The organism is Actinoplanes sp. NPDC051861, assembly GCF_040681145.1.
GTDB lineage: Bacteria > Actinomycetota > Actinomycetes > Mycobacteriales > Micromonosporaceae > Actinoplanes.
Genome location: NZ_JBFAYE010000003.1, coordinates 640,680 through 653,473 on the forward strand (window position 1 = coordinate 640,680; position 12,794 = coordinate 653,473).

A 12,794-nucleotide genomic window follows, 5' to 3' on the forward strand; every position below is an offset into this window, starting at 1 on the left:
GCCCTTCTCACGTACGCGTACGCGGCCGCGCCGCGTTCGCCATGTCAACCAGGCGGATCTTCTCCGGCCCGTGTGTCGCCCGGGCCATCTCCCGGTAAGCGGCCTCCAGCGCGAACCGTACTTCGCGCTCGCCGGTGTGCCCGGTCCGGGTTCCGCCCAGCACCACGGCCGGAATCCTCGTCCCCGCGCCGAGCGTGCGCAATGCCTGCTCCAGCAGTTCCGCCCGCAGCGCCGCCAGCTGGGCCGTCTCGATCTCCAGCCGCTCGATCAGCTCGGCGGCCGAGGCGAGGGAGTCCACGTCGACCGCCGCCGACTCGTGCGCCCGCACCAGGGCCCGGACCGCGCCGACCTGTGACACCCGGTACGCCGACGACGTGCCCGGCACCCGGTTGTACGCCTCCACCGCCCCGGCCCGGTCGCCCCCGGCCAGGCGGCAGCGCGCCAGCCCGGCCGCCGCCGTCGTGTACGCCGGGTCGGTTCGGCTCACCACGTCGTAGTAGCGGGCCGCGCCCACCCGGTCGCCGGCCGCCTCTGCGGTGAACCCGAGGGCCAGTTGCGGCGCGAGTTCGCCGGGCAGGGCCGCGTACACCGCGTCGAAGCGGGCGCGGGCCTGCGTGTGGTCGCCGGTGGCGAGGCCGAGCAGGCCGTCGTACCAGGCGACCCGCCAGTCGTCCGGTGCCGACTCGGCGAGCAGGGCGCGGGCGGCGCGCGCGTCGTCGTACCGGCCGGTGCGGGCGCCGAGGTCGATGTGGGCGCGCAGTTCGCGGAGCCGGACCTCGACGGTGTACTGGGGTGCCTTGCCGAGCAGCGTGAGCACCTCGGACGGGTCGGTGACGGTGACCGAGGCGAGGAACGCGGCCGCCGGGTCGGTGAGGTCGATCAGCGGGGTCGGCAGGTCCTGCCAGCGCACGCCCTGCTGGAAGACGGTGTCGTCGCGCAGGTCGGTCCGCAGCTCGCCGGTGAACAGCCGGGACGGCGCGGGCCGCGGCTCGCCGTCGGCGGCCAGCACCTGGCGCAGCACGCCGAGCATCTGCTCGGTCATCTCGCCCGCGTCGACGAACCGCTCGGCCGGGTCGGTCATGGTGGCCCGCACCAGCAGCCGGTGGAACGACTCGTGCCGCTCGTAGACGTCGAACTCGCCGCGCGACGGCAGGCTCTCCTTGAACGTGCTCTGGTAGCCGCGGAAGTCGGTGGTGAGCACGGCCAGGGTGCGGCCGATCGTGTACAGGTCGGAGGCGATCGACGGCCCGTCGACGGCCATCTCCGGCGCCTGGTACCCCACGGTGCCGTAGATCGCGGCCTCCTGGTCGTCGACGTGCACGACGCCGCCCAGGTCGATGAGCCGCATCTGGTCGCCGGACTGGATCACGTTGTCCGGCTTGAAGTCGCAGAAGATCAGGCCGCGGTCGTGGAGGTAGCCGAACGCCGGCATGATCTCCAGCACGTACGCCAGCGCCTGGTGGACCCCAAGCGGTTTGCCGGCCTGTTTGAGCAGGTCCTTGAGGGACTTGCCGCCGACGTACTCCATCACGATGTAGCCGGCGCCGTCGTGCTCGACGAAGTTGTAGATCTTGACGATGTTCGGGTGCTCGACCTCGGCGAGGAACCGGCGTTCGGCGACCGCGGCGGCGAGGGCGTCCTCGTCGCCGGAGTTGAGCAGGCCCTTGAGCACCACCCATCGGTCCGAGACGTTCTTGTCGACGGCCAGGTAGATCCAGCCCAGGCCGCCGTGCGCGAGCGGGCCGACCACCTCGTACTGCCCGCCGACCAGGTCGCCCTTGGCCAGTTTCGGGGTGAAGTTGAACGGCTCGCCGCAGGCGGCGCAGAAGCCGGAGGTGCGGCCCGTCCGGTCGCCGCGGGCGCGCCCGACGGGCTTGTCGCACTTGGCGCAGTACCGCTTCGACTCGGGCACCTCGGCGACCGCCATCACCGCGGTGGCCGGGTCGGCCTGGGTGACCGGCGCGATGTCGACGAGCCCGCCGCCGAAGCGGCGCCGGGACTGGCTGCGGGAGCCGCCGGCGCGGCTGCTCGATCCGGTACGCGTGGACAGCGCACCGCTCCGGGTGGACCGGCTGGAGGCGGCGGCTCGCGAGGCGGCCGTCGCCGTGCGGGGCTTCAGGACGGCTCCGGCCGCCGGGGCGAGCCCGCACGTGTCGCAGTACCCGTCCTCGATCGTCCCGTCGCAGCCGGCCCGCCCGCAGGCGAGCGGCCCGGTGGCCACCGGCTGGGGTGCCGCGACCGGTGCGGCCACGGGCGTGGCGGCCGGTGCCGCGGCGGGCGCCATGCCGCAGGTGTCGCAGTAGCCGTCCTCGATGGTGCCGGGACAGTCACGCAGGCATCTCATCGCGCCTCCCTGGCGGCGATCGTCGCGGACAGAGCATCCTGGTACGTGTTCACGGCGGACCGGGCGGCGGCCAGGTCGCACGGCGCCTCGTAGAGGGCGGCCCGCGCCGCGGCGGCGAGGGGTGTCAGCGCCGGATCCTCGCCGAGGCCACGGCTCAGTGCCTTCGCCCGGTACGCGTCGAGCCGCCCGCGCAGCTCGTTGCGCTCGGCGAGCATCCCGGTGTTGCGGGCGGCCGCGTCCCGCAGCGCGGCCAGGGTCTGCTGGGACTGCCGCTTCCACGCGGACAGGCGCGGGCTGATCAGCGACCAGTGCCCGGCCGCGGCGAGCGCCTCGATCGCGGCGAGATCGGCGTCGGCGTCGTTTGCCCGTACATCTGCGATCTTGTGATTGTGGAAACGCCCGGCCGCCGCCTCGCGTGCTGCCTCAGCGGCACGCCTGGCCGTCGCGATCTCCGCAGCGAGCGTGCGTGCGTCGCGCAGCCTCTGCTCCAGGGAGGCCCGCAGCTCGGCGGCCGAGGTCCGCTCGGCGTCCGCCCGCTCGACCAGCGCGCGCACCCGGGCCAGGACCGACTCGTCGGCGCCGAGCGGATCACCGGCGAGGGTCCCGGTGAACGAGTCCAGCAGACGGTCGGCCTCGTCGAGAAGAGGATCACGCCCGGACGTCATCGTGCGCGCGTGGGCGAGAACGGTCACCGCGTCCGCGGCGGCCGGCAGCAGGCGGCGCCACCGCTCGCCGGCGCGGGTCACCACGTCGACCGCGGTTGCGAACGCGGACTCCATCGCGGCGAGCAACTGGGCGGGGGAGCAGGTGGTGACGACCTGGCCGGCGCCGAGCAGGCCGCGCTGGGCGAGCGGCACGGTGCTGGTGGAGAGCGTGATCGAGGAACCCAGGACCTGGTGCGCGAACTGGGCCCGGTCGTCGTCGCTGAGCCGGCGCCGGTCACGCAGCGCCCGTGCCCGGGCGATCACCTCGCCCAGCTGGCGGTGACCCTGCCAGAGCCGGCTCAGCGCGTCCTCGGCCGCGGTCCACTCGGCGGCGGTGCGGCCGGTGAGCCGTGCGGTGCCGAGTTCCTTGCGATCCGGGTTCTCGTCGAGTTCGACCAGGTTTGTCGCCATTGCGGCGACGGCGCTCTCCAGGCGCGCGAGTTCCGCGTCGGCGGAGGCCAGGGGAACGGTCATCGGTACTGAGCCGCCGGAGGTGTGGGCGGTTTGCCGGCGAGCCACTTGTAGTAGATGGCGGCCCACGTGCCGTCGGCGCGGGCCCGGTCGAGGACCTGGTTGACGAAACGGGTCAGGTCGGGGTGCTTCTTGGAGATCGCGATGGCGTACGGCTCCACGGTGAAGGGCGGGCCGACCACCTTGGCGTACGGGTCCTGCGCGGCCAGGCCGGCCAGGATCGTGTCGTCGGTGGAGACCGCGACGACCTCGTTCTGCTGGAACGCGACCAGGCACTCGCCGAACGTCGGCTTGGCCACCGCGATCGGCTTGCCGGGCTGCTTGGCGATGTTGTCCAGCGAGGTGGAGCCGGCCGCCGCGCACACCGTCTGCCGGTCCAGGTCGTCGATGCTCTTGACGATCGAGTCCTTGGCGACCAGGACCCGCTGGCCGGACACGTAGTAGGTGGTGGAGAAGTCGACCTCCTTCCACCGGGCGCAGTTCGCTGTCATCGTGCTGATCACCAGGTCGACCTTGCCGTCGCGGACCCAGTTGGCGCGCTCGGAGCGCGGGACGACCTTGATCTGCAGCTTCTCCGGGTCGCCGAAGATCGCCTTGGCGATCTCGCGGCCCATGTCCACGTCGAAGCCCTCGATCCGGCCGGTGAGCGGGTTGCGCGAGCTGAAGAGCACGGCGTCCTGGCTGGTGCCGAGCACGAGATGGCCGCTCCTGCGTATCTCGGCCATCCGGCTGCCGGCCGGCAGCGCGCCGGGCGCGGGCAGGGCACCGGACGGGCGCAGGCTGGCCCGCGGGTTGCACGAGGTGTCCGGCGCGGCGGGCGCGGGCGCCGAGGTGGCGCCGTCCGGAAGCACCGGCACGGGTGCCTCCCGCCGCGGTGAGGCGGCGCTGCACGCCGCGGTGCCGAGCAAGGCCAGGACGGCCGTCGCGGCGAGAACGATCCTCATCGGTACTCCTCCAGCCGGGGCCGCAGGCCGATCGCCGCCAGCGCCGCGATGGCCAGGGCCAGCAGCGGCCCCAGGACGGTCAGCGCGGTGAGACCCCACCCGGCGGAGCGGATGTCGGTCTCGAAGACCGCCTTCCGGTCCTTCATGGCGTCGTCCACGGTGGTGGTGAGGACCTGGAACGCCGACGCGGTGTCGGCGCGCACGGCCAGCTCGACCGCGGCGTCGTAGTCGCCGCCGTCGTCCAGCGCGCGGATCTCCCGGTGCCGGTCGACGAACAGCCCGTGCTGGTCGCGCGCCTGCTCCATCAGCCCCTCGACGTCGTCGAGCGCGGGGTCGGCGAAGGAGATCGACTGGCTGATCCGGTCGAAGTCCTCCTCGTACGGCCCGCGGCCGGCGCGGGCGACCAGGGTGAGGGCCTCGTCGGCGCGCTCGCGCAGGATCGTGCCCCGGATGCCGGCGAGCGCGGCGATCGGCGCGGACCCGTCGGCCTCGGCGGACGACAGGTGCCCGCGCTGGTTGGTGAAGACCAGCCAGCCGGCGACCACCAGGACGGCGGTGAGCCCGGTGGCGGCGACGAGCGGGACGTTGAAGGTGCGGCGGGTGGTGCGGCTCAGGTAACGCTGGGCGGCGATCAGCGCGAACACCAGGGCGGTGATCAGGACCAGCAGCAGCATCAGCCACCAGGGGCTGCGCGCGTCCTGGTAGCCGCCGGTGACCTCGCGCTGCGCGAACTGGAGCAGATCCTTGGCCTGCGGCTGCAGGGTCTCCCGGTTGAGCTGCGACGCGGAGGCCATGTACGACGCGCCGACCGGCAAGCCCTGACGGTTGACGGCTCGGGCGGTGGCGACCAGTGCCGCGTACCGCGCGGTGCCGCGGGCCAGCTCCTCGACCGCCTTCGCGGCGTCACTGCCCTCCGGGGTGCGCCGGGCGGCCGAGGTGAGCGCGGTGGTGGCCTGGGCGATCCGCGACTCGTACTGCTGGGTCAGCCGGGCCGGCTCCAGCCCGCCGGCGAGGAACGCCTGCGCGGCCGTGGTGTCCGCGTCGGTCAGGGCCGTGTAGATCGTCTCCGCCTCGATGAGCAGCGGCTGCGCACGGTCGCGCAGGTCGCCGGTGCCGCTCGCGGCCGAGCTCGTGGTCAGCCCGGCGACCAGGCCGGTCAGGATGCTGAGCACGAGCAACATCACCAGAATGATCTGCAGGCGGCCCGGGGAGGTCTGGCGAAGCTGCCCCCATCGGTGCAAGGCGGACATCCGCGGCGGTACGCCCGTCGCGGACCGCTGGGCCATCGCAGTGGTCAAACTTCGCCTCCGTGTCGCGCTCCCGTTGCCCTCCACTGTGCGTCACGCGCGCAAGTGATCAAGCGCCCGGCGGGAGCCGCCGGGCGCCTGCGGGCCGGTCGTCAGCTGAGCTCGCGCTTGAGCAGCTTGCCGGTGGCGGTCATCGGCAGCGACTCCACGACACTCACGATCCGCGGGTACTTGTATCCCGCCATCTGCTCCCTGCCCCACGCCACCAGCTCCTCCTCGGTGGCGGTGGTGCCCGGCTTCAGGATCACGAACGCCTTGATCTCCTCGCCGTGGCTCGGGTGCGGCACGCCGATCACCGCGGCCAGCGAGACCGCCTCGTGGGTCATCAGGACCTCCTCGATCTCCCGCGGGTAGACGTTGAAGCCACCCCGGATGATCATGTCCTTGGCCCGGTCGACGATGTAGTAGAAGCCGTCCTTGTCACGGCGGGCCAGGTCACCGGTACGGAACCAGCCGTCGCGCATCACCTCGGCCGTCGCCTCCGGCCGGTTGTAGTAGCCGCGCATGATGTTGTGCCCGCGGATCGCGATCTCGCCGATCTCGTCGGAGCCCTCGACGGTGTTCCACTCCGGGCCGATCAGCTTCACCTCGACGCCCCAGATCGGGATGCCGATCGAGCCGGGTCGCGGCTCGGCGTCCGGGTCGCTGAACGTGGCCACCGGCGACGTCTCGGACAGGCCGTAGCCCTCCAGGATGGTGACGCCGAAGCGTTCCTTGACCGCCTTGATGATCTCCACCGGGAGGCTGGAGCCGCCGGAGACGGCGACTCGCATGTTGCGGGCGATCCGCTCGACGTCGACCTCGTCCGCCTTCTCCGCGAGCGCGTTCAGTAGTCCCCAGTACATCGTCGGCACGCCGGCGAAGAACGTCACGTTCTCGCTCTGCAGCAGCTGGACCGCGGCGGCGGCGTCGAAGCGGGGCAGCAGCACCAGCGTGGCGGCGGTGGAGAAGCCCGCGTTCATGTTGACCGTGGAGCCGAACGAGTGGAACAGCGGCAGCACGAGCAGGTGGGTGTCGGTGGCCGGCAGCGTACGGAAGAGCCGGTTGCAGGTGAGCGCGTTGAGCACCAGGTTCGAGTGCGACAGCTCGGCGCCCTTGGCCTGGCCGGTCGTGCCGCTGGTGTAGAGGATCACGGCCGGGTCGGTCTCGGCGCGCAGCACGGTCTCGAAGGCCGGAGTCTTGCCGGCGAGGGCGGCGCCCATCGTCTCGGCGCCCTCGATCGGCGACGCGGCGGCCGGGTCCGCGGTGATCAGGAAGAAGTGCTCGGCGTCCGCGGCGTCGTTGAACCCCGCGAACCCCTCGGTGCCCATCGGCAACTCGGGCGTGCCCTCGAAACAGAAGTACGCCTTCGCCTCGGAGTCCTTCAGGTGGTACGCGATCTCGCGGCCCTTGAGCAGCACGTTCAGCGGCACGACGACGGCGCCGGCCTTGAGGATGCCGTAGTAGACGACCGGGAAGTAGGGCAGGTTGGGGCAGGAGAGCGCCACCCTGTCACCGGGCCGGATGCCGCGCGACACGAGCAGGTTCGCCACCTGGTTTGCCGCGGCGTTCACCTGCGCGTACGTGAGCCGCCGCGGGCCGAACACCACGGCGTCGCGCTCCGGGTAGTGGCGGGCGCTGTCCTCCAGCAGTACGGAGAGGTTGAGCATCCGGTGGATCCCCTTCTTGTCTTCGGCTTTTTGTGACGGCCGTCTCATCCCAACATGGCCGGCCGCGACCCGGAACCCTCTGTTCCGGCTTTGTTGCGATGCGGTTTTTTCTCGGCTGATTCGCCGGATTCGTCAAGTCGGCCGCCGGACTGCCGATGGCTGCGACGTGGGAATCCCGGTGTTGGATGCGGTACACGTGGGCCGTCAGCCGATCTTCGACGTGAGCGGAGCGGTCGTGGCGTACGAGCTGCTGTTCCGCGGCCGTATGGACGACGTCGCCTCAGGGCGGCAGGACACGTATGCCACCAGCACCGTGATGGTGAACGCGTTCACCGAGTTCGGTATCGCCGAGGTGGCCGGTAACCGTCCGTGCTTCATCAACCTGACCAGGGAGTTCGTGACCGGCCGCCTGCCGCTGCCGTTCGGGCCCGAGCAGGTCGTGCTGGAGATCCTGGAGACGGTGCACGTCGACGACGAGGTGATCGACGGGATCACCGCGCTGGCCGACGCCGGTTACAAGATCGCCCTGGACGACTTCGTCTGGGGCTCCGGACACGAGCGCCTGCTCGGCCTCGCGTCCTACGTGAAGCTCGACCTGCTCGACGGCGACCTGAGCCGGCTCGACGACATCGTCCGGGCCTGCCGGGAGTATCCCGGCATCGAGCTGGTGGCCGAGCGCCTGGAGACCGCTGAGCAGGTGGCCATCGCCGACCGTTACGGCATGGAACTGCGCCAGGGGTACGCGCTGAGCCGCCCCCAGGTCCTCAGCACGCCCAGCCTCTCGCCGTCCCGCCTGCGCCGCCTCGAACTGGTGGCCGCGCTGATGCACCCGGACGTGCGCCTCGACAAGATCACGACCATCATCGCCAGTGACCCGGCGCTCGCCCTGCGCGTGCTGCGGGTCAGCAACTCGGTGGCCGCCGGCGTGGTCAGCCGGATCTCCTCGGTCCGCCAGGCGATCATGCTGATCGGCCTGAACCACATCCGCCGCTGGGCGACCCTCATGGTGGTCGACGACGTGGCCGAGGCTCCGGAGGAGCAGCTGCTCACGGCGCTGACGCACGCCCGGCTCTGCGAGAACCTGGCGCACCGGTTCAACGCCGACCCCGGTGCCGCCTTCGTGGCCGGCCTGGTCACCGGCATGGCCCGGCTGATGGGCACGACGCCGTCGGTGATGGCGGAGCAGTTGCCGCTGTCGGCGGACGTCGCCGACGCGGTCAATCACGGGACCGGGCGGCTCGGGCGGCTGCTGGAGGCGGTCCGGGCGTACGAGGACGGCGACTGGGGCTCGGGCGATCTGGCCGGGCCGGCACTGGACGCGATGCGCTGGTCGACCCGGACGCTGACCGCCGCACACCGCTTCTCACCGGCGACCACCCGCCCCCGCTTCGGCGCCGCCCGAGCCTGACCCCCCTTGCGTGTGGAGTTGGGGTGCGGAGCGGGGCGCAATTTCACACGTCACGGTGGTGTGGCGTTGCGTGTGGAGTTGGGGTGCGGAGGGGGGCGCAATTTCACACGTCGCGGTGGTGTGGCGTTGCGTGTGGAGTTGGGGTGCGGAGCGGGGCGCAATTTCACACGGTTCGGTGGTGTGGCGTTGCGTGTGGAGTTGGGGTGCGGAGCGGGGCGCAACTTCACACGGCGCGGTGGTGTGGCGTTGCGTGTGGAAATGGGGTGTGGAGCGGGGCGCAACTTCACACGGTGGTTAGAGAAGGTGTTCGCTGTCTGGTTCGTCGACCAGGTGGCGGCCGGACCACCACAGGAGGCCGGTGGTCAGGGCGAGGTTGAGCAGGGCCGCGCCGGCGATCAGCAGGTGGCGGTCGTCGACCAGCACGGCGATCAGTGACCAGGGCAGGCCGAACAGCGCCAGGTAGAGGTCGAGCGGGGCCGGCTCGGACTGAGCCGGCCCCAGCCAGACGAAGACCACCGGTAGGACGAGGATCGCCTGCACGGCGACCAGCGCCCCGAGCCATTTGCGGCGCGCGCTGTTCCCCATGCGACCCCTAAGACCGAGCGATCGCGTCAGCCTAAAGGTTACGAGCAGATAAAGATGCCCCCAGTTTTCAGGGGCGCCGGACCACCGGCAGGGCGGCGGCGAGCACCGCCAGAATCGCGCACGCCGCGGTCACGGCGGTGCCCGCGCCCCACGGGATCACCAGGGCGACCGGCTGCCCGAGCTCGTTCTCCACGGCGGCCCGCATCCCGAACAGGGACCCGCCGGCCACGACCGCGCCGAGCAGCGCGCCGGCCCCGGTCGCGAGCAGCGACTCCGCCGAGACGACCCGCAGCACCTGGCCGGTGCCGGCGCCGGCCAGCCGCATCGCCCGGAACTCCGGCCGGCGCGCGGCGGTGGCCATCAGCAGGGTGTTGGCCACCGCGATGCCGGTGTACCCGGCGGTCAGCCCGATCAGCGCCCACAGGAACAGGTCGACGAGCCGGCCCTCCTCGTCGATCTCGCGCTGCACGAAGTCGCGCACCGCGACGGCCTCGGCGCCGGGGCCGGGCGCGGGGTCGCCGGAGAGGACCACCAGCGAGGTCAGCGCGTCCGGGTCGTGCGCGCGGACCAGGTCGCGGGGCAGCGTGATCGGTGCCTTCGCGTCCGGCTCCACGGCGAGTACCGGCATGTCGGCGGTGGTGCCGTCGGGCCAGCGGAGGGCGATCGTGCCACCGGCCCGCACGCCCAGCTCGTCGGCCGTCTCGGTGTGCAGAACGGCACCCTCCGCGGGGGCGGCGTCGTCGTCGGCGGGCGGGGCCGCGTCGTCGGCGGGCGGGGCCGCGGCGTCGGACGGCGGGACGGCAGCGTCGGAGGGCGGGACGGCGGCGTCGGAGGGTGCGGCGGCGGCGTCGGAGGGCGGAGCGGGGATGTCGGAGGGTGGGGCGGCGCCCTCTGGTGCGCCCGTGACCCCGGCAGCGTGGTAGCCGGTGATTCCGCCGGGATGGCTGACCAGGACGCGGGTGGGGAGTTCGGCGTCGCCGCGCTGGGCGGTGGTGACCTTCTCGCTGAGTCCGGGCGTGCCGTCCGGCACGAGGAGGGTGGTGGCCGGGTACTCGGCGGACTCCTCGATGCCGACCGCGCCCTCGATCGTCGCGATCGTGCCGGTGAGGAGCACGGTCAGGCCCACGGTGGCGAGCACGGGGGCGGCGGTGGCGGCTACCCGGCGTACCCCGGTCAGGGTGCCCTCGCGGACCAGCATCCCGGCCGCGGTGCCGCGCGCCGGCCACGCGATCACCCGGACCAGCGGGATGATCAGAATCGGCGCGAGCAGGGCGGCGGCGCCGATCAGCAGCATCGCGGCGCCCATGCCGGCGGTCGTCTGCGTCTCGAGCGGCATGGCCGGCATGGTGGCGAGCAGGACCACCCCGCCGGCGGTGCCGAGCAGGCCGCCGATCCAGCGGGAAGCGGTCATCGGGCGCGGGTCGGCGGCGGCCTCGCGCAGGGCGTCCAGCGGCGGGACCCGGCTGGCGCGGCGGGCGGCCACGGCGACGCCGCACAGGGCTACGATCACACCGAGTAACGCTGCTCCGACCAGGGCGGCGGGTTGCCAGGTGGCCGTGAACCCGGCCGGCTCCAGACCGGCGCCGACCATCGGTGCGGCCAGCAACGGGGCGGCCGCGGCACCGAGCGGAGCGCCGACCAGCCCGGCTAGCAGGGAAATCAGCGCGGTTTCGGCGTACATTTGCAGTCTCACCTGGCTCGGGGTGGCACCCACCGCGCGCAGAAGTCCCAGCTCGCGCCGTCTCTGCGCCGCGCTCAGCGCGCAGGTCGAGGAGACCACGAAGACGGTGGCGAAGGCACCCAGAGTGACCAACGCGATGAGCAGTTGCGCGCCGATCCAGCGGATGCGGGTCACCCCTTCGGGCTCCAGGCGATTTCGGTCAGCGCCCGCCACGACGTCGCCGGCCGGCCCGGTCAGTGCGCGCGCCGCGTCCGCCACCAGCGCTTCGTCGGCGGTCGAGGTCAATCCGATGATGCGTACGCCGGACGCGCGCTGCATCGCGTCGGCGTCCGCGAGGTAGAACCCGGGACCATCGGCAGTTCCGGTCACCGTCCAGGTCTCGGGTCCTCGCGCGGTGAGGACGTCCAGCCGCTGACCGGGCGCGGCGTTCGCCACCACGACCTCGCCCGCCCTCGCCGGAGCCCGGCCGGCGGTGAGCCGATAGCCGCCCAGCGCCGCCGACGACCAGGCGTGCCCGTCGATCCGCGCCGCCGTCGCATCGCCCGTCGCCCGGCCCCGCTCCAGCCGCTGCACGTAGAACGACGGGTCGGCAACCGCCGCGGTGACGCCCGGGAGCGCGGCCAGGCGCTGGGCGAGATCGGTTGCCTCCGCGGTGGTCCAGGCCCGCCGCTCGTCCTCGCCGTAGTCGTTCGTGCCCACCCGCGGCGACTGGATCAGCACCGGCGCATGGTCGTAGCGGGCCGGCGCCTGCGGCTGTGAACTCAGGTAGAGGGTCGCGGAGACGGCCAGTACGGCCACGCCGAGCGCGACCGCGACGAACGTGCCGGCGAAGCTCGCGAACCGGTGCCGGACCATCGCGTAGGCGGCGCTCATCGGAACGCCGCCCCGGTGCGCGGCGCGACCTGCTCGGTCTGCGCGGTGTGCAGGGCGATGCGCTCGGCGCCGGGGCGGCCGGTCAGCTCGTCGACGACCCGGCCGTCGGCCAGGAACAGGACGCGGTCGGCGTGCGCAGCGGCTATCGGGTCGTGGGTGACCATGACGATGGTCTGGCCGTGGCGGTCCACGGCGGTGCGCAGCAGGCGCAGCACTTCCGCGCCGGACCGCGCGTCCAGTGCACCGGTCGGTTCGTCGGCGAAGAGCACGGCGGGGCGGGTGACGAGGGCGCGGGCGATCGCGACCCGTTGCTGCTGGCCGCCGGACAATTCGGACGGGCGGTGTGCGGCGCGCCCCTCCAGTCCCACCTCGGCCAGCATCGCCTCCACCTGCCCCGGGGCCGGGCGGCGGCGGGCGAGGCGCATCGGCAGGGCTACGTTCTGGGCGGCGGTCAGGGCCGGGACGAGGTTGAACGCCTGGAAGACGAAACCCACGCGGGCGCGGCGCAGCTTTGTCAGGTTGCGCTCGCTCAGCCCGTCCAGGGGTGTGCCGTCGATGATGATCTGGCCGTCGTCGGCCCGGTCGAGGCCGGCGGCGCAGTGCAACAGCGTGGACTTGCCGGATCCGGACGGTCCCATCACGGCGGTGAACGTGCCGGGCTCGAAGCGGGCGTCCACCCGGTCCAGGGCGGTCACGGCGCGCTCGCCGGTGCCATAGCGCCTGGTTACCGCGCGCAGCTCGACGGCGGCCGTCTCTCGATTGGTCATGCCCGCTATTCGTTCATCTCCGCTTTCCGGGCACAGTCACGCGGAGTCGAGGATCGGGGGT

Annotated in this window: 9 protein-coding genes; 1 reads left to right on the forward strand and 8 read right to left on the reverse strand. The window is 72.7% G+C overall.

Annotated features, from left to right (window positions below; genetic code table 11):
• Window positions 1–7: 7 nt before the first annotated feature.
• The 5 genes from AB0M02_RS13790 to AB0M02_RS13810 all read right to left on the reverse strand — a co-directional run bounded on the left by AB0M02_RS13790 (window position 8) and on the right by AB0M02_RS13810 (window position 7,419).
• Window positions 8–2,344 carry a tetratricopeptide repeat protein gene (locus AB0M02_RS13790; protein WP_364225828.1) on the reverse strand — a complete coding sequence of 779 codons (2,337 nt, stop codon included), beginning with the start codon at window positions 2,342–2,344 and terminating at the stop codon, window positions 8–10.
• Complete coding sequence (locus AB0M02_RS13795) at window positions 2,341–3,522, reverse strand: hypothetical protein (RefSeq protein ID WP_364225831.1); 1,182 nt, start codon at window positions 3,520–3,522, stop codon at window positions 2,341–2,343. The genes AB0M02_RS13790 and AB0M02_RS13795 overlap by 4 nt, the downstream gene beginning before the upstream one ends.
• Window positions 3,519–4,463, reverse strand: coding sequence for a glutamate ABC transporter substrate-binding protein (locus AB0M02_RS13800; protein ID WP_364225834.1), 945 nt, complete (start codon window positions 4,461–4,463; stop codon window positions 3,519–3,521). Before AB0M02_RS13800 ends, AB0M02_RS13795 begins: the two co-directional genes overlap by 4 nt.
• Complete coding sequence (locus AB0M02_RS13805) at window positions 4,460–5,644, reverse strand: hypothetical protein (RefSeq protein WP_364225836.1); 1,185 nt, start codon at window positions 5,642–5,644, stop codon at window positions 4,460–4,462. The genes AB0M02_RS13800 and AB0M02_RS13805 overlap by 4 nt, the downstream gene beginning before the upstream one ends.
• Before the next feature lie 218 nt (window positions 5,645–5,862).
• Complete coding sequence (locus AB0M02_RS13810) at window positions 5,863–7,419, reverse strand: long-chain fatty acid--CoA ligase (protein ID WP_364225838.1); 1,557 nt, start codon at window positions 7,417–7,419, stop codon at window positions 5,863–5,865.
• Window positions 7,420–7,597: 178 nt separating this feature from the next.
• Here AB0M02_RS13810 and AB0M02_RS13815 point away from each other — a divergent pair, with 178 nt between their 5' ends.
• Window positions 7,598–8,827, forward strand: a complete 1,230-nt coding sequence (locus AB0M02_RS13815; protein WP_364225841.1) for an HDOD domain-containing protein — start codon at window positions 7,598–7,600, stop codon at window positions 8,825–8,827.
• A gap of 294 nt (window positions 8,828–9,121) precedes the next feature.
• Here AB0M02_RS13815 and AB0M02_RS13820 read toward each other — a convergent pair whose 3' ends face one another.
• The 3 genes from AB0M02_RS13820 to AB0M02_RS13830 all read right to left on the reverse strand — a co-directional run bounded on the left by AB0M02_RS13820 (window position 9,122) and on the right by AB0M02_RS13830 (window position 12,733).
• Entirely contained in the window at window positions 9,122–9,412 is a 291-nt protein-coding gene (locus AB0M02_RS13820) for a hypothetical protein (protein ID WP_364225843.1), read from the reverse strand.
• Between the two features lie 67 nt (window positions 9,413–9,479).
• Window positions 9,480–11,966 (reverse strand): FtsX-like permease family protein, encoded by a 2,487-nt coding sequence (locus AB0M02_RS13825; protein ID WP_364225846.1) that lies wholly within the window; start codon window positions 11,964–11,966, stop codon window positions 9,480–9,482.
• Window positions 11,963–12,733, reverse strand: a complete 771-nt coding sequence (locus tag AB0M02_RS13830) for an ABC transporter ATP-binding protein (RefSeq protein ID WP_364225849.1) — start codon at window positions 12,731–12,733, stop codon at window positions 11,963–11,965. The genes AB0M02_RS13825 and AB0M02_RS13830 overlap by 4 nt, the downstream gene beginning before the upstream one ends.
• Window positions 12,734–12,794 lie beyond the last annotated feature (61 nt).

Bases quoted from the DNA above. Each gene is read 5' to 3' on its own strand.
- AB0M02_RS13790 (WP_364225828.1), bottom strand. From the start codon at position 2,344: ATGAGATGCCTGCGTGACTGTCCCGGCACCATCGAGGACGGCTACTGC.
- AB0M02_RS13795 (WP_364225831.1), bottom strand. From the start codon at position 3,522: ATGACCGTTCCCCTGGCCTCCGCCGACGCGGAACTCGCGCGCCTGGAG.
- AB0M02_RS13800 (WP_364225834.1), bottom strand. From the start codon at position 4,463: ATGAGGATCGTTCTCGCCGCGACGGCCGTCCTGGCCTTGCTCGGCACC.
- AB0M02_RS13805 (WP_364225836.1), bottom strand. From the start codon at position 5,644: ATGTTGCTCGTGCTCAGCATCCTGACCGGCCTGGTCGCCGGGCTGACC.
- AB0M02_RS13810 (WP_364225838.1), bottom strand. From the start codon at position 7,419: ATGCTCAACCTCTCCGTACTGCTGGAGGACAGCGCCCGCCACTACCCG.
- AB0M02_RS13820 (WP_364225843.1), bottom strand. From the start codon at position 9,412: ATGGGGAACAGCGCGCGCCGCAAATGGCTCGGGGCGCTGGTCGCCGTG.
- AB0M02_RS13825 (WP_364225846.1), bottom strand. From the start codon at position 11,966: ATGAGCGCCGCCTACGCGATGGTCCGGCACCGGTTCGCGAGCTTCGCC.
- AB0M02_RS13830 (WP_364225849.1), bottom strand. From the start codon at position 12,733: ATGACCAATCGAGAGACGGCCGCCGTCGAGCTGCGCGCGGTAACCAGG.